Genomic DNA, 23747 nt, shown 5'->3' on the forward strand with positions numbered 1-23747 from the left:
CTCATTCATTTATTATTTTCGGAACTTTAAAATATTTATCTTCTTTAGATGGTCCCAATTCTAAAAGTTCTTCAGTGCAATCAAATTTTTTCTTTTCATCTTTTCTAAATACATTAATTACCTCTATAGCTCTTGTTGTACATGGCACATCATCTGTATCAATTTTTTCAAGTTGTTTAATATAGTCTAAAATTTTTTCTAATTGTTCTGAGTGACTGTTAATTTCATCCTCGTTAAGTTCTAATCTCGCTAAGCTAGCAACTTTTTTTACCTCATCTTTAGTTATTTTTGTCATACTTTTAATATTCTTATTTATTAAATAATAGTTTATTTGGAACATTTTTATTCATATATCCTTTGAATTTCAAATAATTATCAAAACTAATAATCACATATTTTTGAAAATCAATTTCAATTAATAGCCTCAATTATATTTCTCAGTTAAAAATGATATTAGATAAATATTGAAAAATAGAAAAAAACTTATTTCCAAAAAAATTTTTCCATAGGCACTCTAAACTCGTTGCCCCAGATTTAATAGGCTGTTACCTCATAAAAAATACTAAAAAGGATCAAATAAAGGGAGTAATTGTTGAAACGGAAGCTTATTCACAGGAAGAAGAAGCCTGTCATGGCTACCACAAAATAACGCAATCAAATAAATCATTATTTGGCCAACCCGGAACATTTTATATTTACAAATCTTATGGCATTCATCATTGTTTAAACATAGTTACTTATAAAGAAAATTTTGCGAGTGGTGTATTAATCAGGGCAGTATCTATCCCTCAAAAGAATGAGAGATTAGCTTCTGGACCGGGGCTAGTTACTAAGATATTTGGAATAGACACATCATTTAACTCACTTAAAGTTCTAAATAACGACTCTTTATGGATTTCTCAAAGAGAATCAATCATAGAACAAAAAGATCTTATGCAAGCTACAAGAATTGGCATATCCAAGGCAAAAAATATAAAATGGCGTTGGTATCTCAAAAATAGTAGGAGTGTAAGTAAAAGAGTAAAAGGTGACAGAACACCTAAATTCAAATAATCATTTATCTTTGGACGCGTAATGCAAATTTGGCCTCATAAACATATCCACACACTAGCTAATTTTTCAATTGAAGATTACAAATCAGTATTTGAATTAGCTAATAGATTTGATGCACTAAAGAATGCAGGAACGAAAAAGATACCGGCCTTACAAGGGACTTTGGTAACGTCTTTATTTTTTGAGGCAAGTACAAGAACAAAAAATAGCTTTGAACTTGCGGCAAAAAGGCTTTCTGCTGATGTACAAACCTTTGCTCCATCCTCTAGTTCTTTAACTAAAGGCGAAACAATTATTGATACAGCGATAACTTATTCTTCTATGGGTGCAGATACTTTAGTTATTAGACATTCATCGAGTTACATAACCTTTGAGATCGCCAAAAAACTTGATGCAATCAATTCCAAGACTTCGGTTCTAAATGCAGGAGATGGATTACATAGTCACCCTAGTCAAGGATTGCTGGACATTTACACATTAATAAAATTTTTTTCCAAAAAATCACTTACTCCAGAGGTTTTAAATTCCAAAAAAATTTTAATAATTGGAGATGTTAATCATTCAAGGGTTGCAAGATCAAATCTTTGGGCTTTGAGTGCATTTGGCGCAGACATAATCTTATGTGGTCCTAAAACATTAATACCTGATGAATTTAATAATTTTTTAAAAACTCCTACTCCAAATCAATTAAAAGATCCTCTTAAGACAAGAGGCTCAATAACAATTTCTAGATCACTGGAAGAATCAATAAAAATTGCAGATGCAATTATTGTTTTAAGACTCCAGAAAGAAAGAATGATGGAAAATTTACTAAGCAGTATTGATTCGTATAGTTTGGATTATTGCTTAACACTAGAGAAATTATCTTTAAGTAGTAAAGATATTCCAATTCTTCATCCTGGACCTATTAATAGAGATATTGAAATCAGTAGTAAAGTAGTAGATGAATATCCTAATTGCTTAATCAATAATCAAGTTGAGAATGGTATTCCAATAAGAATGGCGTTACTTTATCTATTGCAAAAATACAACAAATAAATTTAAAGTAACTTAAGACTTTCAGTAAAGAAACCATAAAATAATCCTAGTCTTAGAGAATCTAATAAAAGTACTAAAAATCTACTTTTTTTCTCAAATCGTAAATTTCTTCTAAAAATTATTAAAGTTTCAATAAAAACGACTGTTAAGAGAGCAGCTACTGGGTCCATGAGATCCACAACTGCACTTACCATGCCAAGAGAACTTCCTAGAAAATAACCAATTAAGAGAGTGATTAATGATACTGAATATCTTCTCCATGGATTATTAGCCCATATACTAAATGTCTGAATATTTTCTACAATTTTTAGTTGAAAATTTGTCTTTTGAGGTCTTAAAACCATTTTGCTTTCAACTAAATAGCTTCAGAGTTTGATTGAATTTTAGTCTTTCCCTCGACTAATTCAAGTAAAGCCTCAAACTGAGCCATTATTCCTCTTAATTCGCCTGGTTCAGGGAAAAGGCCATCTTCTTTTATGCTTAAATGCATTTCTCTTAATTCTTGCCTTAAATAGCGAATGTGACTAGTGACTTGCTCTCTTTTGTTTTGTGACATGATTTAGACTTAATAATTGTATTTTAAGAAAGAATATTTTTGATAAGGAGAGTTTGCATATTTATGACCGAAAATGAAGATAAATCACTTAAAAAGAATTTAATAAAGATAGTACCTCTTAAAAATATTTTTATTCTTACCTTGATAAATATGTATTTAATATCTCCATCAATTTTGCATAATTACGTGAGGCTTTATTATTAGAATATTGGCCTTATTCAATATGGAATTAATTTCTAAAAATAAAATAAGTGAGGATCTATTAAAATCTTTTAATGAAGAAATGAACCTTGGGCTTGCAAAAAGTTTAGAGAAAGATAATTATTTAACACCATTTGATGGTTTAAAAGACTTATTTTATCTTAGAGAACTTTCAATCAAGAGACCTGATTTCAAATCTGATTATATTCATCTACTTGATAAGGAACCTTTCAATGCAAACTAAAAATACGGAATCTAAAATTAAGGTTCTTTTATTAATAACAGGGAGTATTGCAGCAGTAAGAATTCCATTATTAGTTAGTCAATTAGCAAAAGAAAATTATGAAATAAGGTGCGTCTTATCTAAAAATGCAAAAAAATTAATACAGCCACTTTCTCTTTCTATCTTAAGTAGAAACTCTTGTATTTTAGAAGATGATCAATGGTCAAATATTCAATCAACACCTCTTCATATAGAACTATGCAATTGGGCTGATATTTTAATCGTTGCCCCACTAACCGCCACAACATTATCAAAATGGGTAACTGGAAATGCAGATGGATTGATTCCAAGCATTTTAATAGCAAATATTAAGCCAATTATTGTTGCTCCAGCAATGAATACACAAATGTGGCTAAATCAAGCTGTCCAAAAAAATTATGAGAATATACAGACTTACGAAAATGTTTTGTCTTTGCAGCCAAGTGAAGGTCTTTTAGCATGTGATGCTATTGGCATTGGTAAGATACCTTCTAATGATCTAATTCAGTTAGCTATTGAATTTATAATTTTACACAAGGACAATTCTTATCGCAAAGATTTAATTAATAAAGAATTTTTAATAACTGGAGGTTGCACCTTAGAAAACATTGACGCGGCAAGACATATTTCTAATAAAAGTTCTGGAGCTATGGGCTTACTTCTTTCTCAAGTAGCAAAGTTCAGAGGAGCTCAAGTAAAATACATCCATGGGCCTCTTAAAGTCGAGAAAGAGCTTACTGATGGAATTGAAAGATATCAAATTGAGACTAGTTTTGATTTAATTAGGGAAATAAAAAATAGAATTTCGAGTTGTGATTATTTGTTCATGAATGCAGCAGTATCAGATTTTAAGATAACTTCTGATATTTCAGCTAAAATTCCTAAAAATAAGATTAATGATTATTTAAATGAAAATTTTGAGCTAGTCCCAGATATTTTAAAAAAAATCAGCGAATCAAAAAAAGATAATCAAGTTTTTGTGGGTTTTTCTGCTTTTACAGGGTCTATTGAAGAAGCAAAAATAAAAATTAAAAAAAAGATTATTCAAAAAGGTTGTGATTATCTATTTGCAAATCCAATTGATCTTGCCGGTCAGGGATTTGGGGTTTTAGCACAAAATGAAGGTTGGCTATTCGATACAAAGATTATGGAATATCACATAAAAAAAACATCAAAAATTGATTTAGCAAATAAATTAATAACTCAAATTATTTCAGTAAACAAATAAAAAAAATTTTTTATTTGTATTTTTTTGTAATCTTAATCATTAAAAATAATGTGATAGCTTACAATAATTCCAGTTTTTTAAAATCTAAAAAGCTACGGGTTGTTTCGAGGATTTAAAAGTACTAACTTTTATGGTCCTTTCCCTAGTAATATCCGTACTGAACTATTTAGGTGACCTTTAATCATCCGTCACAGAACTTTACTGCTACTTTAATTATGAGAATTCGTTCTTTCTTAGCTTTTGTTATTTCACTTTGTATAACTTTTGCTTTCGTACCCTTTAAAACATTTGCTTTTTCTGAAAGAGGAAATGCGCAATTTACAGATGTTGTTAATACAGGAAAAGCTAATGATTGTCCTACATTAGATTCTTCTCTTACTGGTTCAATTTCTCTAGGGAGTGGCGACACTCTTAAAGGAATATGCATGCATCCAACAGAAGTTTATGTAAAAGTTCCAGGAACGAAGAGAAAAGCTTCAGAATTCGTTTCTACAAGAATTATTAGCCCTATAAACAACACAACAGTTGCTGAAGTTTATGGAGATATAGAAAAAGGTACATTTACTGAAAAAGGTGGTATTGATTCTCAGCTTATTACTGTTTTAACTCCAGGAGGATTAGAAGTACCCTTCGCTTTTTCTGCTAAAGACTTAACAGTTGATTTACCTTCATCTATTGAACCAGGTACAGAAGTTAGTGGTTCAACATTTACGCCTAACTACAGAACTGGAGATTTCTTAGATCCCAAAGCGAGAGCAAAAAATACTGGAGTTGAATATGCTCAGGGCTTAGTAGCACTTGGCGGAGATGATGAAGAACTTGCTAAAGAAAATATTAAAGTAGATGTAAATGGTACAGGAGTAATTACCTTATCTATACAAAATGTAGATTCAGATACCGACGAATTTACTGGTACTTTTGAAGCCATCCAGCCATCAGATACTGATATGGGTTCAAAAGATCCACTTGATGTAAAAATAATCGGAGAGCTATACGGAAGAAAGGCATAAATCCTAATTTTTAAAAAAAGGAGGGGTTTAACCCCTTTTTTTTTTTTTAATTTTTCCTTAATCAATTAAAAAAATGGAATTACAACAAAAAACAAAAAAAGACTCCAATGGATTAATTCCGCCTTATGGAGGAGAACTAAAAAATTTAATTTTCAAAGATGTAAACCTTAAAAATGATCTTATATCTAAAGTTACTTATGAGTTTGAATGCAGCGAGAGAAATGCATGTGATGTAGAACTTTTGATGGTTGGTGCTTTTTCTCCGTTGGAAGGTTTTATGGATGAAAATAATTACAAATCGGTTATTAAAAATAATAGAGATATGAGCGGAATGCTTTTTGGCTTGCCGATTGTATTTGATTCAAATAATGAAAAAGTAAAAGCAGGAGAAACAATCTTGCTTACCTATAAAAAACAAAAAATAGCAGTTTTAGAAGTTAGTTCTATATGGGAGCCTGATAAATCCTTAGAAGCTGAACTTTGTTATGGTACTAATTCATTGGATCATCCTGCTGTTAAGATGATTTTTAATGAAAGGGGAAGATTTTATATAGGAGGGAGAGTTTATGGTTTCGAACTGCCAATAAGAGAATTTCCCTGCAAAACCCCTGAAGAAGTTAGATCTACGCTTCCATCAAATTATGATGTCGTTGCATTTCAATGCAGAAATCCAATTCATAGAGCACATTATGAATTATTTACTAATGCCTTACTTTCAGATAATGTCTCACCAAATTCGGTTGTTTTAGTACATCCAACTTGTGGTCCAACGCAACAAGATGATATTCCTGGGAAAGTTCGATATTTGACATATAAAGAATTAGAAGAAGAAATATCTGATGAAAGAATAAGATGGGCATTTTTGCCTTATTCAATGCATATGGCAGGTCCAAGAGAAGCTCTTCAACATATGATTATTAGAAGAAATTATGGCTGCACACATTTTATTATTGGTAGAGATATGGCTGGTTGTAAATCATCATCAACTGGTGAAGACTTTTATAGTCCATATGACGCGCAAAATTTTGCGAATAAATGTGCAGGCGAGTTGATGATGCAAACTGTTCCTTCAAAAAATCTAGTATATACCAAAGAAAAAGGATATATTACAGCTGAAGAAGCTAAGGAATTTAATTATCAAATTATGAAACTTAGCGGTACAGAATTTAGAAAGAAATTAAGGAATGGTGAACCTATTCCAGAATGGTTCGCATTCAAAAGTGTAGTGGATGTTCTAAGAAGGTCTTAATATTGTTTTATTATTAGTATTATATATTTAATAAAGATAAATTATCGTGAACAAACGTTGGAGAAACGTAGGGCTTTACGTCCTAGCTGTTATTACTGTCATTTTTATAGGTACTTCCGTTTTTGATAACCCTAGTACAGAGAACGCTACAAAAACTTTAAGATATAGTGATTTTATAGAGGCAGTTCAAGATAAAGAAATTAGTAGAGTATTAATATCTCCAGACAATGCAACTGCTCAAGTTGTTGAAAATGATGGAAGCAGATCGGAGGTGAATTTAGCCCCCGATAAAGATTTATTGAAAATCTTAACTGAAAATAATGTTGATATAGCTGTAACTCCTACAAAATTAGCTAATCCATGGCAACAGGCTTTGAGTAGCTTAATTTTCCCTGTACTTTTAATTGGAGGTTTATTTTTTCTTTTTAGAAGATCTCAAAGCGGAAATGCAGGTGGAGGCAATCCTGCCATGAGCTTTGGCAAAAGCAAAGCTAGACTTCAAATGGAACCATCCACACAGGTAACTTTTTCAGATGTAGCTGGTGTTGAAGGTGCAAAATTAGAATTAACTGAAGTCGTAGATTTTCTTAAGAGTCCAGATAGATTTACTGCAGTTGGAGCAAAAATCCCTAAAGGTGTTCTTCTTGTTGGTCCTCCTGGTACAGGAAAAACTTTATTAGCCAAAGCAGTTGCAGGAGAGGCTGGTGTTCCTTTTTTCTCTATATCAGGTTCAGAATTTGTAGAGATGTTTGTTGGTGTTGGTGCTAGCAGAGTTAGAGACCTTTTTGAGCAAGCCAAAAAGAACGCTCCTTGCATAGTATTTATTGACGAAATAGATGCCGTTGGAAGACAAAGAGGTGCAGGAATGGGTGGAGGGAATGACGAAAGAGAACAAACATTAAACCAACTTCTTACCGAAATGGATGGTTTCGAAGGTAATTCTGGAATAATAATAGTTGCTGCTACTAATAGACCTGATGTTTTAGATTCAGCATTGATGCGTCCTGGAAGATTTGATAGACAGGTAACTGTAGACAGGCCAGATTATGCTGGAAGATTACAAATACTAAATGTTCATGCTAAAGATAAAACTCTTTCAAAAGATGTTGATTTAGATAAAGTTGCTAGAAGAACACCAGGATTTACCGGTGCTGATTTGGCTAATTTACTTAATGAAGCAGCAATACTAGCAGCTAGAAAAGATCTAGATAAAGTAAGCAATGATGAAGTCGGTGATGCTATTGAAAGAGTTATGGCTGGACCAGAGAAAAAAGATAGAGTTATCAGTGATAAGAAAAAAGAATTAGTTGCTTATCATGAGGCCGGACATGCGCTTGTTGGAGCACTGATGCCTGATTATGATCCTGTAGCAAAAGTTTCAATAATTCCTAGAGGTCAAGCTGGAGGTCTAACATTCTTTACTCCAAGTGAAGAAAGATTGGAATCAGGTCTCTATTCTCGTTCTTACCTTCAAAATCAAATGGCTGTAGCCTTAGGGGGAAGAGTTGCTGAAGAAATAGTGTATGGAGAAGAAGAAGTTACAACTGGAGCTTCAAATGATTTACAGCAAGTTGCTAATGTAGCAAGACAAATGATTACTAAATTTGGAATGAGCGACAAAATAGGTCCAGTCGCTTTAGGGCAATCCCAAGGTGGAATGTTTCTAGGACGAGATATGACCTCTTCAAGAGACTTTTCTGAAGACACAGCCGCAACAATTGATGAAGAGGTTTCTGAACTCGTTGACATTGCCTACAAAAGAGCTACAAAAGTTTTATCAGATAATAGAACTGTCCTTGACGAAATGGCGCAAATGCTCATTGAAAGAGAAACAATAGATACTGAAGATATTCAAGATTTGCTTAATCGGTCAGATGTTAAAGTTGCAAACTATATCTAGTCTTAAAAATTTTTAATGAATAATAAAGAAGATTCTTTTTCGGAGTTACTGAAAAATTCTTCTTTTTTTTTGCTTATAAAGCCTGAAGATAAAATTTACTCAAATACCTCTACAAGGGATTCATTTTTTAAAGAATTAGAAAGCTTAGTAAAATTAGGACTAAATAATATTGAAATAAGTTGGTCTAATAATGAAAAATGGTTAGATTTTGTATCCGATATCAAAATCAAATATCCAAAAATTAATTTAGGTTCTGCCTCAATAATTAATAAGCAATCAATAGAAGATTCTTTAAAAATTGGATTAGATTTTTCGATGATGAAATTTTGGGACAAAGATCTTTTCAATTATGCGAAGTCAAAAAACTTTTTATTAATACCTGGGATTAAAAATTTAAAAGACCTTAAGGAAGCGATAAATGTAAATTGCAACATTATCAAAATTTATCCAATAAAAAGTAAAGATAATTCTATAGATATACTCCACTATAAAAATATTGATTTCATTGCTGCTGGAGGTCTATCAATCAATGATGTAAAAACTTATAAAGCTTTAGGATACAAATCAATCATAATTGGAGATAAAGGTATCAAAAATCAAAAATTTGATCCAAAAATTTTTGAATGGCTTAAAAATAATTAAATCAAGAATAAAACAAATTATTTATGATCCTACTAATGATTCATTAAGCCGCATTGTGCATGATTAAGAAGTAAATGATCAGCAAGTACTAAAGCGACCATTGCATCAACCATTGGGACTGCTCTTGGCAGCACACATGGGTCATGTCTACCTTTTGCTTTCATCAATACTTCTTTCCCTTCAGCATTTACTGTTTTCTGTTCTTTCCCAATGGTTGCTGTAGGTTTAAAAGCTATCTTCATCTCAATATTTTCGCCATTACTTATTCCGCCCTGTATACCTCCTGAATTGTTAGATGTTGTTCTTAACTTACTAATATCATCAGAGTTAATGAATGAATCATTATGTTCACTTCCTTTTAAATAGGTTCCAGAGAAACCTGAACCTATTTCAAAGCCTTTCGTGGCAGGCAAAGACATCAAAGCCTTTGCTAAATCAGCTTCTAATTTATCAAAAACTGGCATTCCCAGACCAGACGGTACATTTCTAACTAGACATTCAATAACACCTCCACAAGAGTCTCCTTGACGTTTTAATTCCTTAATTCTTGCGATCATTTCTGTTGATACCTTTGCATCAGGACATCTAACAATATTTGAATCTATTTTATTAAGAGAAATCTTTTCTTTATTTATATCAGAATCAATGTCATGTATACGCTTCACCCAAGATAGTATTTCAGTGTTAAACAAGTTTTTTAATAATTGTTTTGCTACAGCACCAGCGGCTACTCTACCGATTGTTTCTCTTGCAGAGGCTCTTCCACCACCAGAACTAGCCTGAATTCCATATTTCAGATGATATGTACCGTCTGCATGTGATGGTCTAAATACTTGCTCCAAATTATTATAATCTCCTGGTCTTTGATCCTTGTTTCTAACCATCATCGCTATTGGAGTTCCAAGCGTTAAACCTTCCTTTATTCCACTTAATATTTCAATTTTGTCTTCTTCATTTCGGGGTGTTGTAATGTCACTTTGTCCAGGCCTACGCCTGTCTAATTCATTTTGTATCAACTTTATATCTATTTTCAACTTTGGTGGACATCCATCAAGGATAACTCCTACAGCGCCACCATGTGATTCTCCAAAAGTACTAACACGAAAAATTTTTCCAAAACTACTACTCATAGAAATATCAAAGATTTTGTTTATATAAACATTATATGAAACCAATTGAAAATTAAACAAAAAAAAAGCCCCCAAAAGGGGGCTTGTGAATTTAAGAACTTTAAGCTTAACCAATAGCTGGAGCTGAAAGAGCTACTGTTGTAGACTCAGCTGCTGCTAGATCAAGTGGGAAGTTGTGAGCATTACGCTCGTGCATTACTTCCATACCTAGGTTTGCTCTGTTAAGAACGTCACCCCATGTAGGAACAATCTTACCGTTTGCATCAACAACTGACTGGTTGAAGTTGAAACCGTTAAGGTTGAATGCCATTGTGCAAATACCCATTGAAGTTAACCATACACAAACAACTGGGAATACACCTAGGAAGAAGTGAAGACTTCTGCTGTTGTTGAAACTTGCATATTGGAAGATCAAACGACCGAAGTAGCCATGAGCTGCAACGATGTTATATGTTTCCTCTTCTTGTCCGAACTTGTAGCCATAGTTTTGTGACTCAAGACCAGTTGTTTCTCTGATTAGAGATGAAGTAACAAGTGAACCATGCATAGCTGAGAATAGAGATCCTCCGAACATACCAGCAACACCAGCCATGTGGAATGGGTGCATAAGAATGTTGTGCTCTGCCTGGAAAACAAACATGAAGTTGAATGTTCCAGAGATACCTAAAGGCATTCCGTCAGAGAATGAACCTTGACCGAATGGATATACAAGGAATACTGCGAAAGCCGCTGAAACTGGTGCAGAATATGCAACACAGATCCAAGGACGCATACCTAAACGGTATGAAAGCTCCCACTGTCTTCCCATGTATGCTGAGATACCAATTAGGAAGTGGAAAATTACAAGCTGGTAAGGACCACCGTTATATAACCACTCATCTACAGTAGCTGCTTCCCAAATTGGGTAGAAGTGTAGACCAATAGCGTTAGATGAAGGAACAACTGCACCTGAGATGATGTTGTTTCCATATAGGAATGAACCAGCAACTGGCTCTCTAATTCCGTCGATGTCTACTGGTGGTGCTGCGATGAATGCAACGATAAAGCAAGCCGCTGCTGCAAGTAGGCATGGGATCATTAAGACGCCGAACCAACCAACATAGATTCTGTTGCTAGTTGATGTTACCCACTCACAAAACTGTGGCCAACCTTTTAACAGCGAAGAACGCTGCTGCTGAATAGTTGTCATGAGTTCGTAAAATATGTCTCTATATGAGACGTGTAAATAAAACGGAAAATATATTCCGCTCTAAAGATTTTAGACCAAAATCGCAAAAAATGTGTAAATTATTTTTCTGTAAGTAAACTTATTTTTTGCAACATATGAAGAGAAGAACCTCCATAGCTTAATATTCTCTTTATGATTGATGGTTTAACTTGGTAATAATCGAATGGCTTCTTAATGGAAAAAGATCGAAAGAGATAGTTTCTCTAAAAGAGGCTAAGCATAGAAGACTGCAATTAGAGGCTTTTGGAGCTGTTATTTATTGGAGCGAAAGAATTTAAGTTTAAGAGTTTTAAAAGTGAGGGGGGGGGGGAAATAAAAGCATTAAAAGCATTAAATATTAAATAAACTTATCTATTGAATAAAAAATCCTTATCAGCTATCAGCAGTTTATTTTTCTGATTTCTAAATTTAAAGGCTTTCAAGCTCTTGAACCCATTGATTTTGGGAATAGATAACTTCTTTCTTTGTATAGCTCATCGCAATTTTTTTTTCTTTATACGCAACTTCGCCAATAAAAACAGGCCAAATCAACTGATCTTCATCATATTTGTGAATAATCCCTTGCTTATCAAGAAATAATGGATCTCCCTTTTTAATCATTTTCCAATCTTGGTTTATTCTCTCAGGATGAATTAAGCCATCAATATCTCCTTTTTCATCTCTTGGATAATCTATACTCCCTTGATGAACATGAACAATCAATTCCTTTGGTAGATCTATAAGGTGTTTTTTCAATTTATCTATCTCTTCCCTCAAAGAGCTAATTATTATTAAGAATCTATCTATGATTTTTGGATCATAAAAATTTTGTGCGACAGCTCCTATTTCGATAACTAAACCACATGGCCAAGCTTCTACAAGAAAACCTGTCTGATCTTTATCTTTTTCGTGTAAATAAATAGGCAATCCAAATTTGTTCTGCAGTAATGCAGCTAAACAAAAATCTTTGAATCTTCTCCCATACATAACAATACTTGTTCCCATATTTGCTGTAGTAGTATGCAAATCGATAGCAATTTGACAGGGTTTAGATCCATTAATTCCAAATTGATCGACTAAAAAATTGGCCCTATTAATTTCATAAAAACTATTCTTTTGTTGTTTATAATTCTTACCTTCTTTAAAAGATCTATTTAAATCTGCATCTATATACCTGCATCCTTTTTCATAAGCCATAGGATTACCTATGATGTACTCATATTCAATACCGTGTTTTAAACTATTCTCCTCTGTATTGAATTGCTTAACAGCCCAAATAGGATTAATTTCATTCCCATGAGTGCCTGAAACTATAAGTATTCTTTGAATAGTCATTTTTTCTTTAAAAATAAAATTCTATGCAAAATAAATACCTAATTAAAGCTTCCAAAAAATTCTGGTTTTGGTATTGGAAACAATTAATGAATGGTTTCGCGCCATCAGACATACAAGGTAATTATAAAAGACCTAAAGGAATAACAATTGATAGTGAATATAATATTAGTAATGAAAATAGACAAATTTATTTATTGGTAGGAAATTCTTGTCCATGGTGTCAAAGAACTTTACTCGTCCACGAAATCAAACATTTATCTAAAAAAGTTAAAGTTATTTTTTTAAAAGCAGATATTGAAAATGGAGAATGGGTTTTTAATAAAAACTTTAAAGGATTTATAAGGCTTTCTGACCTTTACAAAAAAGCTAATAAAAAAATAATTTTCAGAGCGACTTTACCTCTTTTAATTAGTTTTGGAAAAGATAAAGTAAATATTTTATCTAATGAAAGTTCTCAAATAATAAGATTACTTAACACAATAAATAGTTCATCCAAACACAATACATTGAAAATCAAAGACTGTAATCAAGAACTTTTAGATTTAATTCATAACAACATAAATGATGGTGTATATCGATGCGGATTCGCCAGAAATCAGTCCTCATACGAAAAAGCAAGTAAAAATCTTTTCGCAGCTTTAAATGAGGTTGAAAATTCACTACAGAAAAATAAAGCTGACTGGATATGTGGAGAAGAGTTAACTTACGCAGATATTTATCTTTTCCCAACACTTATAAGGTGGGAACTTATATATAGCATCCTTTTTAAATGTACTGAACAAGAACTATCAAAGTTCCAGAAGATTATTGAATGGAGACTAAAATTTTTTAAATTATCTAATGTATATAAGACATGCTATGACGATCAATGGAAAAAAGATTACTACAAAGCTTTATTCCCTTTAAACCCAAATCAACTAATCCCAGTTTTACCATCGCTAAAAGAAATAATGAGATTAGAGTCTTAAAAAACAGATAAATCAATTTCGACAAAAAAAAATGATGTTGTAATGAACACTTATTTAGTTCATAGATAATGCAATTCCATTAGAAATTAACTATGTTATATATGTCTACTAAAGTACGAAAAGCTTAAGATGAAATCCATTGACGAACACATCCAAAAAGATCAATCGGAAATCGAATCTGCTAAAGCAGAGGGCAATCTTCCAAAGGTCAGACATCTAACTGAAGAACTTAAAGAACTCGAAGAATACAAGGATCATCATCCAGAGGATAAACATGATCCAAATGCTTTGGAATTATTCTGCGATGCCAATCCAGATGAACCAGAATGTCTTGTTTATGATGATTAAGTTTTATTTTGAAAGATTATTCATAAAAAAAGGGGTATAAAACCCTTTTTTTTATTTTTAAATTATGTGTTAATAATCCATATTAAAATCAGAAGGACTACCTGTCAGAGAACACACAACCGACTCTTCATTTTTCATTTCCTTAACCTCAAAAATTGGTCTTCCCATTTTCTTCAGAACCTCAATATCTTGGATAGTTTGACATCTTGCTATTATTTTCCCTTGTTGGTCAAAGCAATTGTAAAAATTCATATTTTTCATTAAAGCAATATATTATTTATGGCTAATTTTTATGATTAAATCAAGTATATTTATTTGAAAAAAAATTTCTACTTTAAGTTATATTCTTTTCCATACTTCAGAAAGCAGTGAAGATAAACCTTTTTTTAAAGATGAAGAAATAACTAAGACTTTCATTTTAGATAAATTTTTTAACTCTTTTGTGATTATTTTCAAATAATCATCATCTACAAGTTCCATTTTATTTAAGACTACTATCCTCTCTTTATCTAAAAGACCTTTCCCATATTTTGCTAATTCCTGCTCAATTATCTCAAAATCATTAATAGGATTTTCTGCCATTGAATCAATCAAATGTACAAGAATTTTCGTTCTTTGGATGTGCCTTAAAAAATCATGCCCTAAACCTACTCCATCAGCTGCCCCTGATATTAATCCAGGTATATCAGCAAAAAGGCAGCCGTTCCCATCTACTTTTCTTACTACACCCAAATTAGGTATTAAAGTTGTGAAAGGATAATTTGCGATTTTTGGACGGGCAGATGATAAGACGGAAATTAAAGTACTTTTACCTGCATTTGGAAGGCCTATAATTCCAACCTCTGCAAGGAGTTTTAGTTCTAATCGAACCTCCCATATCTCACCATCTTTACCTTCAGTGAATGATTCTGGGGCTCTATTTTGATTACTCAAATAGTAAGCATTACCATGACCACCTCTACCTCCAATGGCAATAGTTAAACTCTGTTTATCTTTAGTTAAGTCTCCTAAAAGAATGCCGGTTTTAATATCCCTTATTTCTGTACCGCAAGGAACTTTAAGGATCGTATCCTCACCTGAAGCGCCAGATCTTTTATTAGGACCTCCTTTGAATCCATCTTCAGCAATTATTTCTCTTTTGAATTTAAAATCTAATAATGTTTGAAGATTATTATCAGCAACCAATATTATTGAACCGCCTCTACCACCATTCCCCCCAGAAGGTCCTCCAGCCGGAACAAATTTTTCTCTTCTAAATGAAACTATTCCATTCCCACCTTTTCCAGCTTTAAGAATAATGTTTGCCTGATCAATAAATTGCACTTAATACACTTATTTAATGGGTTTCTAAATATTTTTAATTTTATTTTATCCACGCAATACTGCAACCAGGTCCACCCTCTTTGGTGGCTGCATCTTCAATCTTATCAACATAATTTAACCCTGATAACCATTCTCTTAAACCTTTTTTTAATTTCCCAGTCCCAATTCCATGAACAATCCATAACGGTCCATGAAATTTTCTGATTTTCTCCTCAATAATTATTTCGGCTTCATGAACTCTTAGCCCCCTTACGTCAATTGTATTTTTACTCGTTCTAATTTTAGAAAAAGAAAAATCTTCTCTTGAAGACTTGATATCGATTTTAGACTTTTTGAAATTAGGCTTTTCCCCATTAACACCTTCAAAATCATTTGCAGATAATGTACTTCTGAATGAACCACATTTAACTTCGTAATAACCACCTTTTTTATCTAAATCTACAATTTGTCCCTTACTATTTAGACTTTTAATTTTCACAAAATCGCCTACCTTAGGATTCCATGATATTGACTTTTCAACTCTTTTTTGAGTTAGATGTTCTGTCTCAATTTCTTTTAATCTTTTTCCTATAATTCTAGTATCCTCTCCGCTAACATTTTGATCTCTTAATTTCTTAATCAAATCTATTACTTCTTTTTTAGCAGATAAAATATGTTTGGATAATTTATATCTTTCAATTTCCTGAATTTTTTCAGCGTTTATTTTTTGAAATTCATAATTTTTCTTTAACTCATCATGTAATATTTCAGTTCTAGCAATAAGTTCTGCAGCTGCTTCTGCAGATTTTTGTTGTTTAATCCTCTCATCCTCAAGTCCTTTAATAATGCTGTTAATATTATCAACTTCTTTTGGCTTTAGATAATTTGCAGCTTCACTAAGTATACTTTCATTGAGACCTAATCTTTTGGAGATTGACAAAGCATTACTTCTCCCAGGAATGCCCCAATTGAGTATATATTTTGGCTTAAAAGAATCGTCATCAAAGGCAACTGAAGCGTTTTCGAATCTAGAGTCATTATATTTTAATGCCTTAATATCTCCATAATGAGTAGTTGCTAAAGTTATATCAGATTTGTTTGCAAATTCTTTTAACAAAGCCATTGCGAGAGCACTACCTTCAACAGGATCTGTGCCGGATCCAATCTCATCTAACAAAACAATTGATAATCCTCTCCTATTTTCAAGTAATTCTAAGATCTTTTTTATGCGGGATATATGCCCGCTGAAGGTAGATAAATTTTCTTCTAATGATTGATTATCCCCTATATCAACATATATATTTGGACAAAAAGGGATGACTGGACTATTAGTTGAGGGAATCAACAATCCTGATCTAGCCATTAATAATGACAAACCCAAACCCTTTAAAGCAGCTGTTTTACCTCCAGTATTGGGACCTGTAATAGCTACAACTTTAATATTTCTATTTATATGAAAATCAACAGCCACTGGTGGAGGATCTCCTTTTTTCTTGTTTTCCCAAATCAATAATGGATGAGAAAAACCAATTAAGGAAACAATAGGATCTTTTCCCAAAATAGGAGTTTTACCTCCAATCCATTTCGAATATCTTGAACGAGTTAGAGCATTTTCTAATCTCAATAAAATCGATACCATTGCAATGAGATTCTCTGAATTATCACTAATAACTTGAGACCATTTTTGCAGTAATTTGAATTCTTCTGCTGTGACCCTAGCCTCTAAAGAAGCAATCTTATTACCTTTTTTTACTACGCTATCAGGTTCAAAGTATACAGTATTTCCAGAAGATGAAGAGTCATGAATTATGCCACTAAATTTATCTACATAATTGACTTTTACTGCTACAACAGGTCTACCATACCGATCACCAATTATAGAATCTTGCAAATAAACTAAATTCTTTTGAATAAATTTATCAACTAATGTTTTTCTTTCCAGTTTCTTAGATAATAATTCTTTTCTGAGAATAGATAAATTGCTACTAGCATTGTCTGAAATCCTTCCATTAGGTTCGATTCCATTTTTTAAAATCGTTTCGATATTTTGATGGTCAATTAAATTTTTTGTAAATGAGGAAATAAAAGGCCTTTGTTCAAAATCTAATAAGATGTCTTTTAAATTTCTTGCCGCAGCAATTGTTTTGGCTATTTCTAATAAGTCAGAAGAGAGGATCACGCCTCCCTTTGAACAAATTTCAATATTTCTTTTTATATCAAATACATCAGAAAAGCTAATTGATTTATCAAGATTATTTTCTAGCTCAGTTATTTCAACAGTTTCATTCAAAAGTCTTTTAGAAACATCATATTCAGAGGGGATTACAAAACTTAAGATTGCTTGTTTACCCATTTCTGTAGAGGCAAAAGAAGATAAATGCCTTTTTAATAAATGCCAATCTAAAAGATTTATAGATTCATCTTCCAACACAGTCTCTGTATATGAATTTTTAGATTGATTTTGCTCTTGCATACAAAAAAGGATCAAACATTTGATTGAATCCCTTCTGGAGGAACATATAGCATCTCAAGCCAGTTTCCTTCAGTATCTTTCATGTAAAAAGATGCTGTTCCATCTCTATGTTCATGTAAAGGCCCAACTTTTACTCCAGAGTTTTTTAAATCATTCTGAATATTTATTACTTCTTGTTTAGTTTCAAAGTGAAAAGCAAAGTGTGGTCCCGCAGCTTTATAGCTAGGGCCTAACAATGCCAGTCCATCTTTACCTTTACCAGCTTCCAAATAAGACCAATCTTTATCATCCCAAATCAAATTCATTCCCAATTTAAGGTAAAAAGATTTGGCCCTCTCGAGATTTTCTACTCTAAGTGCAATGTGACCTATCCTATTTACTCCTTGTGAAAACTTTAAAAACAAAGCGCTAAATTTAATATTAAACTAAGAATAAACCAAATTTCTGTTAATAATGAGTTTTTAAGTATCCTTCAACCATTGAGATGCATCACAAGCATGATAAGTGAGTATTAATTTTGCTCCTGCTCTCTTAAAACTAAGTAACGTTTCTAAGACAATATCTTTTTCATTAATCCAATTCTTCATAGCAGCAGACTTCACCATAGAATACTCCCCACTAACGTTATATGCAGCTATAGGTTTATTTGAAAAAGTACTTAGTCTATAAACAATATCCAAATATGAAATGCCAGGTTTTACCATCAAAATATCTGCTCCTTCATACTGATCCAATGCAGATTCAATTAAAGCCTCTTTTGAATTTGCAGGGTCCATTTGATACGTAGATTTATTATCTGGAATTATTTTTTTACTATTTTCTCTTGGAGCGGAATCTAAAGCAGTTCTAAATGGCCCATAATAAGCAGATGAAAATTTTGCCGTATAACTAATAATACCTACATCACTAAATCCATTACTATCAAGCGAATTTCTTATAGCTCCAACTCTCCCATCCATCATGTCACTAGGACCGATAAAATCTGCTCCAGCTCTAGCTTGCGTTAAAGCTTGTTTTTTTAAAATATCAATTGTTTCATCATTCAATATTTTTCCTGTCTCATCAACTAATCCATCATGTCCATCACATGAGTATGGGTCCAAAGCAACATCTGTCATTATTGCCATTTCTGGAACCTCTTTTTTTAAAATCCGAATAGCTTTAGGTATTAAACCCTTTTCATTAAAACACTCTGCTCCGTCCTCAGTCTTTAATCTATCGTTTATTTTCGGGAAAAGAACAATACATCTTATTCCCAATTCCCATGCCCTTATCACCTCCTTTATTAATCCATTCATATCCCATCTAAAAGTTCCAGGCATTGCCGAAATTTCTTCTTTAAAATCCTTTTCATGAACAAATAATGGATAAATAAAATCCGAAGAATCTAAATAATTTTCTCTTACCATCTCTCTAATTGCCTCAGTCCTTCTTAATCTTCTTGGGCGAATAATCGAATTCATTTGAATATTATTTAAATTGAAAAATATTTATCTATTACGATAGACTGTTAACTTACATATAAATCAAAAAAAAATGTCTTTTGTTCAGGAAAATTAACGTAATTAATGAATAAATAATTAAACAAAGTTATATAAAAATTTTGCGTAAACTTAATTTTTTTACAAATTTACTACATAAAGAGATAATATTTCTTAGTTAATACATTTATTTGAGGAGAATTTCTTTGAAAATAATCAATGGATTCCATCTTAAAAATATTAGGGGTGATATTTTAGGAGGAATTACAGCCGCAGTTGTGGCTTTACCTCTTGCCCTTGCTTTTGGTAATGCAGCTTTGGGTCCAGGTGGAGCTATTTACGGATTATATGGAGCAGTAGTAGTTGGTTTTTTGGCTGCATTATTTGGAGGTACACCTGCTCAAGTTAGCGGACCAACAGGGCCAATGAGTGTAACTGTTGCCGGAGTGGTTGCAGGTTTAGCAGCAGTTGGAGTTCCTAGAGATTTATCTGCAGGACAAATCTTACCTTTAGTAATGGCTGCAGTAGTAATTGGTGGTTTATTACAAATTGCGTTTGGAATTCTCAAGCTAGGAAAATATATAACTCTTGTACCATATTCTGTTGTATCGGGATTCATGTCTGGTATCGGTGTAATAATCATTGCACTTCAAATTGGACCACTATTAGGAATAAGTACAAGAGGAGGGGTAGTTGACTCTTTAAGTACTGTTTTCTCAAATTTCGAACCCAATGGTGCTGCCATTGGAGTAGCAATAATGACATTAGCGATAGTATTTCTAACTCCTAGAAAAATAACTCAGTGGGTTCCTTCACCACTTTTAGCATTATTAATAGTCACTCCAATATCAATTTTTTTTGGTGGAACAATAGATAGAATTGGAGAAATTCCTAGAGGAGTTCCATCTTTAGATTTTCCTAGTTTCAACCAGTATTTTCCTATTATATTTAAAGCTGGTCTCGTATTAGCAGTACTTGGTGCGATTGATTCCTTACTAACATCCCTAGTAGCAGACAATATTTCTCAAACAAAACATAATTCTGATAGAGAGCTGATTGGACAGGGGATAGGAAATGCTGTGGCAGGTCTTTTTTCAGGCTTGCCTGGTGCAGGTGCAACAATGAGAACTGTTATAAATGTCAAATCAGGTGGATCTACTCCTTTATCAGGAATGGTTCACTCGATTGTATTACTAATAGTTTTAGTTGGTGCAGGACCATTAGCAGAACAAATACCTACAGCTCTTTTAGCAGGTATCCTAATCAAGGTTGGATTGGATATAATTGACTGGGGATTCTTGCTCAGGGCGCATAAATTATCTCTAAAAACTTCAGTTGTTATGTATGGTGTACTCCTAATGACAGTTTTTTGGGATTTAATATGGGCAGTACTAGTTGGGGTATTTATTGCAAACATGTTGACTATTGATTCAATTACTGAAACTCAACTCGAAGGCATGGAAGAGGATAATCCTTCATTAACAGGTAATAATCAAGTTCAAAATACATTACCGACTGATGAAAAAGCACTGCTTGATAGATGCTCTGGAGAAGTAATGTTATTTAGACTCAAAGGACCACTTAGTTTTGGTGCCGCAAAAGGTATCTCTGACAGAATGAATCTGGTAAGAAATTACAAGATTCTGATATTAGATATTACTGATGTTCCAAGACTTGGCGTGACAGCAACCCTTGCTATTGAAGATATGATGCAAGAAGCTAAAAACAATTCTAGGAAAGCATTTGTTGCTGGCGCGAATGAAAAAGTTCGAGAAAGACTTTCAAAGTTTGGCGTTGATGGAATCATTGAAACAAGAAAACAAGCTTTAGAAAAGGCTTTAAATGAATTAACTTAATAATCTATGGAAGTAAATCCAATACTGCAAAATGTATTAGCACCGCCTGTACTATTTTTTTTAATTGGAGCAATTGCTGTATTTTTTAAATCTGATTTAGAAATACCTGCACCATTACCAAAGCTATTTTCTTTATATCTGCTTTTAGCAATTGGATTTAGAGGTGGAATAGAAATTCAGAAAAGTGGGTTTACCGATCAGGTTTTACCTACTCTAGGGGCTGCGATACTAATGTCGCTAATAATTCCTTTAATTGGATTCTTAATATTGAGGTACAAATTTAATGTTTTCAACTCTGCTGCGATTGCAGCTGCTTACGGTTCTATTAGCGCGGTTACATTCATATCCGCTGAAAGTTTTTTAGACAGTCAAAATATAGATTTTGATGGATTCATGGTTGGAGCTTTAGCTTTGATGGAGTCTCCAGCAATTATTGTTGGTTTGCTACTTGTGAAATTTGCAGCCCCAAGGAACAGACCTAACTCGAGGGAGATGCACCTTAGTGCAATTCTTCATGAGTCTATTTTAAATGGTTCAGTTTATTTATTAATTTCTAGTCTAATAATAGGATTTCTTATTGCCTCAACTAATCCTTCAGGCATTGAAAAGATGGAACCTTTTACTAAAGATTTATTCTATGGTGCAGAGTGTTTTTTTCTATTAGACATGGGCATAGTTGCAGCTCAAAGATTACCTAGTCTAAAAAAAGCTGGTTCATTTCTAATCGGTTTTGCAATTTTAATGCCGATATTCAATTCATTAATAGGTGTTTTCGTTGCAAAATTTTTATCTTTAGGACCTGGTAATTCTCTTTTATTTGTGGTTTTATGTGCTAGTGCCTCTTATTTAGCAGTACCTACCGCCATGAGGATGACAGTACCAGAAGCTAAATCCAGTTACTATATTTCTACAACGTTAGGTTTAACTTTCCCTTTCAATATAGTTCTTGGAATCCCAATATATATGAGTCTAGTAAATAAAATTATTCCACTTGCCACATTATAAAAATGAAACGATTAGATTTAATCTTTAGTGAAAGAGAACTTGATGCCATTATTAAAACATTAGAAAAGGCTAACGTTCCTGGATATACAATTATGAAACATGCCACTGGAAGAGGTCCAGAAAGAGTGGTTACTGAAGATATGGAGTTTACTGGATTAGGAGCAAATGCACATGTTATCGTTTTTTGCGAGCAAGAATTAATTGATCAGATGAGAGATAATATTAAGGCCGAGCTAAGTTACTATGGTGGAGTTGCTTATATTTCAGAAGCAACGCCACTATAAATTAATTTATTTAAAGTTATTTTTAAGAGTGAATCCAATCTACTCTTATATTTTTTCTACTATTCAAATATCTATCAATTGACATTGCGGCGATGCATCCATCAGAGGCGGCAACAATGGCTTGCTTAAATGGTGTATTTCTTATATCTCCAATAGCCCATACTCCATTAGAATTTGTAGACATAAAGTCATCTACAATTACTCCTCCATCTTCTTTTAAAGCGATCTGATCTCCTAAAAAATCAGTAATTGGCTTTGACCCACTCATATAGACAAAGACTCCATCTAAATTCAAATTAATAGGATTTTCATCTTGTTTATTTTTTACAATAACTCGATTCACACCCATATCATCACCCAAGATTTCCAATAATCTTGTCCTACTCCAATGTTTTATATTTGAATTATCCATCAATTCCAAAGCTTCTTCATTATCTGGTTTAGGATCACTTGATGTAATCCAATGTACAGTTGATGCAAATTTAGTGAGGACAGTTGCCTCCTCAATTGCCTCCTTATTTGCGCCAACAACAGCAACTTCTCTATTCTTATAAAAAGCTCCATCACATGTAGCACAATAACTTACTCCTTTACCAAGAAAATCCGCTTCACCCTTAAATGATGCAGGCCTGCCCATTGCTCCACTTGCAAGAACAAGTGCTTTAGCCTTGAAGGTACCCTCAGGGGTATAAACCATTTTCCATTCTCCACTAGCGTCTATCCCAAACACTTGTGCTCTTCTATAGTCTGTACCATATTCAATAGCCTGCTCTCTCATTAGATTAAGTAATTTCTCCCCACTTATATCAACAGGAACACCAGGGTAATTAGCTATCTGATGAGTTATCGCTAATGCGCCTACAGATGGATTTTTATCTAAAATTACTGTCTTTAAGTTTGAACGAGATGTATAAAGTGCGCAAGTGCATCCAGCTGGACCTCCTCCGATAATAACTACATCTGACTCAATAATTTCCAATTTAATAAAACTCCTTTTAGTAGTTAATTAGATGAGTTTTTGGTTAGAAGATATATTTAATGTTAATTCCTAACCTATATATAAATATAAGGTAAAAGAAAAAAAAGAAAAAAGTATAATATAGAAACAAACTTACATAGGAAAAATATAAAATCTAGCTATCAAAACGATCAGTTACCTGAATTGTTCTAAATTGATCTATTATTAGATCATGTTCATTAAGATAATTGCTAAAGAAAC

Annotated in this window: 26 protein-coding genes; 14 read left to right on the top strand and 12 right to left on the bottom strand. The window is 32.8% G+C overall.

The features are described from left to right. Nucleotide 1: 1 nt before the first annotated feature. Complete coding sequence (gatC, locus tag EU92_RS01310; protein WP_032514581.1) at nt 2-295, bottom strand: Asp-tRNA(Asn)/Glu-tRNA(Gln) amidotransferase subunit GatC; 294 nt, start codon at nt 293-295, stop codon at nt 2-4. Between the two features lie 242 nt (nt 296-537). Here gatC and EU92_RS09610 point away from each other — a divergent pair, with 242 nt between their 5' ends. Continuing rightward, nucleotides 538-1053 carry a DNA-3-methyladenine glycosylase gene (locus tag EU92_RS09610; protein WP_241432592.1) on the top strand — a complete coding sequence of 172 codons (516 nt, stop codon included), beginning with the start codon at nt 538-540 and terminating at the stop codon, nt 1051-1053. A gap of 21 nt (nt 1054-1074) precedes the next feature. Next, nucleotides 1075-2091 carry an aspartate carbamoyltransferase catalytic subunit gene (locus EU92_RS01305; protein ID WP_032514582.1) on the top strand — a complete coding sequence of 339 codons (1017 nt, stop codon included), beginning with the start codon at nt 1075-1077 and terminating at the stop codon, nt 2089-2091. A gap of 2 nt (nt 2092-2093) precedes the next feature. Here the strand turns inward: EU92_RS01305 and EU92_RS01300 are convergent, their stop codons facing one another. Both EU92_RS01300 and EU92_RS01295 read right to left on the bottom strand, forming a co-directional pair. Then, on the bottom strand, nt 2094-2435 hold the full coding sequence (locus tag EU92_RS01300; RefSeq protein ID WP_032514583.1) for a DUF565 domain-containing protein: 342 nt from the start codon (nt 2433-2435) through the stop codon (nt 2094-2096). A gap of 11 nt (nt 2436-2446) precedes the next feature. After that, complete coding sequence (locus EU92_RS01295; RefSeq protein WP_032514585.1) at nt 2447-2647, bottom strand: hypothetical protein; 201 nt, start codon at nt 2645-2647, stop codon at nt 2447-2449. Between the two features lie 223 nt (nt 2648-2870). On the opposite strand from EU92_RS01295, the gene EU92_RS01290 reads away from it, so the two are divergent. The 6 genes from EU92_RS01290 to EU92_RS01270 all read left to right on the top strand — a co-directional run bounded on the left by EU92_RS01290 (nt 2871) and on the right by EU92_RS01270 (nt 9139). After that, nucleotides 2871-3092: a DUF2555 domain-containing protein gene (locus EU92_RS01290; RefSeq protein WP_032514586.1), complete on the top strand. Its 222-nt coding sequence runs from the start codon at nt 2871-2873 to the stop codon at nt 3090-3092. Continuing rightward, on the top strand, nt 3082-4338 hold the full coding sequence (gene coaBC / locus EU92_RS01285) for a bifunctional phosphopantothenoylcysteine decarboxylase/phosphopantothenate--cysteine ligase CoaBC (RefSeq protein WP_032514587.1): 1257 nt from the start codon (nt 3082-3084) through the stop codon (nt 4336-4338). Before EU92_RS01290 ends, coaBC begins: the two co-directional genes overlap by 11 nt. A gap of 215 nt (nt 4339-4553) precedes the next feature. Next, nucleotides 4554-5348, top strand: a complete 795-nt coding sequence (psbO, locus tag EU92_RS0109275; protein WP_032514588.1) for a photosystem II manganese-stabilizing polypeptide — start codon at nt 4554-4556, stop codon at nt 5346-5348. Between the two features lie 73 nt (nt 5349-5421). Further along, entirely contained in the window at nt 5422-6597 is a 1176-nt protein-coding gene (sat, locus tag EU92_RS01280; RefSeq protein WP_032514589.1) for a sulfate adenylyltransferase, read from the top strand. Between the two features lie 46 nt (nt 6598-6643). Beyond that, nucleotides 6644-8497, top strand: a complete 1854-nt coding sequence (gene ftsH / locus EU92_RS01275) for an ATP-dependent zinc metalloprotease FtsH (RefSeq protein WP_032514590.1) — start codon at nt 6644-6646, stop codon at nt 8495-8497. A 15-nt stretch (nt 8498-8512) separates the two neighbouring features. Then, nucleotides 8513-9139, top strand: coding sequence for a bifunctional 4-hydroxy-2-oxoglutarate aldolase/2-dehydro-3-deoxy-phosphogluconate aldolase (locus tag EU92_RS01270; protein ID WP_032514591.1), 627 nt, complete (start codon nt 8513-8515; stop codon nt 9137-9139). Nucleotides 9140-9171: 32 nt separating this feature from the next. On the opposite strand, the gene aroC is transcribed toward EU92_RS01270, so the two are convergent. Both aroC and psbA read right to left on the bottom strand, forming a co-directional pair. Then, a complete protein-coding gene (gene aroC, locus EU92_RS01265; protein ID WP_032514807.1) occupies nt 9172-10269 on the bottom strand; it encodes a chorismate synthase in 1098 nt (365 codons plus the stop codon). 106 nt (nt 10270-10375) lie between these two features. After that, nucleotides 10376-11458: a photosystem II q(b) protein gene (gene psbA, locus EU92_RS01260; protein ID WP_032514592.1), complete on the bottom strand. Its 1083-nt coding sequence runs from the start codon at nt 11456-11458 to the stop codon at nt 10376-10378. A gap of 188 nt (nt 11459-11646) precedes the next feature. Here psbA and EU92_RS10330 point away from each other — a divergent pair, with 188 nt between their 5' ends. Beyond that, entirely contained in the window at nt 11647-11775 is a 129-nt protein-coding gene (locus EU92_RS10330; RefSeq protein ID WP_275040540.1) for a hypothetical protein, read from the top strand. A gap of 130 nt (nt 11776-11905) precedes the next feature. Here the strand turns inward: EU92_RS10330 and EU92_RS01255 are convergent, their stop codons facing one another. Further along, nucleotides 11906-12811 carry an aspartoacylase gene (locus EU92_RS01255; protein ID WP_032514593.1) on the bottom strand — a complete coding sequence of 302 codons (906 nt, stop codon included), beginning with the start codon at nt 12809-12811 and terminating at the stop codon, nt 11906-11908. Between the two features lie 23 nt (nt 12812-12834). Between EU92_RS01255 and EU92_RS01250 the strand changes: the two genes are divergently transcribed. Both EU92_RS01250 and EU92_RS01245 read left to right on the top strand, forming a co-directional pair. Further along, nucleotides 12835-13779 (top strand): glutathione S-transferase, encoded by a 945-nt coding sequence (locus tag EU92_RS01250; RefSeq protein ID WP_032514594.1) that lies wholly within the window; start codon nt 12835-12837, stop codon nt 13777-13779. Between the two features lie 129 nt (nt 13780-13908). Continuing rightward, the gene (locus EU92_RS01245; protein WP_011817713.1) at nt 13909-14127 is read left to right on the top strand and encodes a CP12 domain-containing protein; all 219 of its coding nucleotides are present in this window, start codon (nt 13909-13911) and stop codon (nt 14125-14127) included. Between the two features lie 69 nt (nt 14128-14196). Here EU92_RS01245 and EU92_RS01240 read toward each other — a convergent pair whose 3' ends face one another. From EU92_RS01240 to hemB, 5 genes are all read right to left on the bottom strand, one after another. Further along, nucleotides 14197-14379 carry a hypothetical protein gene (locus tag EU92_RS01240; RefSeq protein ID WP_032514808.1) on the bottom strand — a complete coding sequence of 61 codons (183 nt, stop codon included), beginning with the start codon at nt 14377-14379 and terminating at the stop codon, nt 14197-14199. Nucleotides 14380-14466: 87 nt separating this feature from the next. Next, the gene (gene cgtA, locus EU92_RS01235; protein WP_032514595.1) at nt 14467-15450 is read right to left on the bottom strand and encodes an Obg family GTPase CgtA; all 984 of its coding nucleotides are present in this window, start codon (nt 15448-15450) and stop codon (nt 14467-14469) included. A gap of 40 nt (nt 15451-15490) precedes the next feature. Next, a complete protein-coding gene (locus tag EU92_RS01230; protein ID WP_032523606.1) occupies nt 15491-17902 on the bottom strand; it encodes an endonuclease MutS2 in 2412 nt (803 codons plus the stop codon). Nucleotides 17903-17913: 11 nt separating this feature from the next. Continuing rightward, nucleotides 17914-18306, bottom strand: a complete 393-nt coding sequence (locus EU92_RS01225) for a VOC family protein (RefSeq protein ID WP_032523607.1) — start codon at nt 18304-18306, stop codon at nt 17914-17916. A gap of 57 nt (nt 18307-18363) precedes the next feature. After that, nucleotides 18364-19365: a porphobilinogen synthase gene (gene hemB, locus EU92_RS01220; protein WP_032514598.1), complete on the bottom strand. Its 1002-nt coding sequence runs from the start codon at nt 19363-19365 to the stop codon at nt 18364-18366. Between the two features lie 224 nt (nt 19366-19589). On the opposite strand from hemB, the gene EU92_RS01215 reads away from it, so the two are divergent. From EU92_RS01215 to EU92_RS01205, 3 genes are read left to right on the top strand one after another with little or no spacing between them, the layout of a single operon-like run. Beyond that, nucleotides 19590-21239: a SulP family inorganic anion transporter gene (locus tag EU92_RS01215; protein WP_032514809.1), complete on the top strand. Its 1650-nt coding sequence runs from the start codon at nt 19590-19592 to the stop codon at nt 21237-21239. A gap of 6 nt (nt 21240-21245) precedes the next feature. Continuing rightward, on the top strand, nt 21246-22244 hold the full coding sequence (locus EU92_RS01210) for a sodium-dependent bicarbonate transport family permease (RefSeq protein WP_032514599.1): 999 nt from the start codon (nt 21246-21248) through the stop codon (nt 22242-22244). Nucleotides 22245-22246: 2 nt separating this feature from the next. Continuing rightward, nucleotides 22247-22528, top strand: coding sequence for a P-II family nitrogen regulator (locus tag EU92_RS01205; protein ID WP_032514600.1), 282 nt, complete (start codon nt 22247-22249; stop codon nt 22526-22528). A gap of 22 nt (nt 22529-22550) precedes the next feature. On the opposite strand, the gene EU92_RS01200 is transcribed toward EU92_RS01205, so the two are convergent. Then, nucleotides 22551-23507, bottom strand: coding sequence for an NAD(P)/FAD-dependent oxidoreductase (locus EU92_RS01200; RefSeq protein WP_032514601.1), 957 nt, complete (start codon nt 23505-23507; stop codon nt 22551-22553). Between the last annotated feature and the right edge of the window lie 240 nt (nt 23508-23747).

This window comes from Prochlorococcus marinus str. MIT 9107 (assembly GCF_000759855.1).
GTDB classification, from domain to species: Bacteria; Cyanobacteriota; Cyanobacteriia; order PCC-6307; family Cyanobiaceae; genus Prochlorococcus_A; species Prochlorococcus_A marinus_N.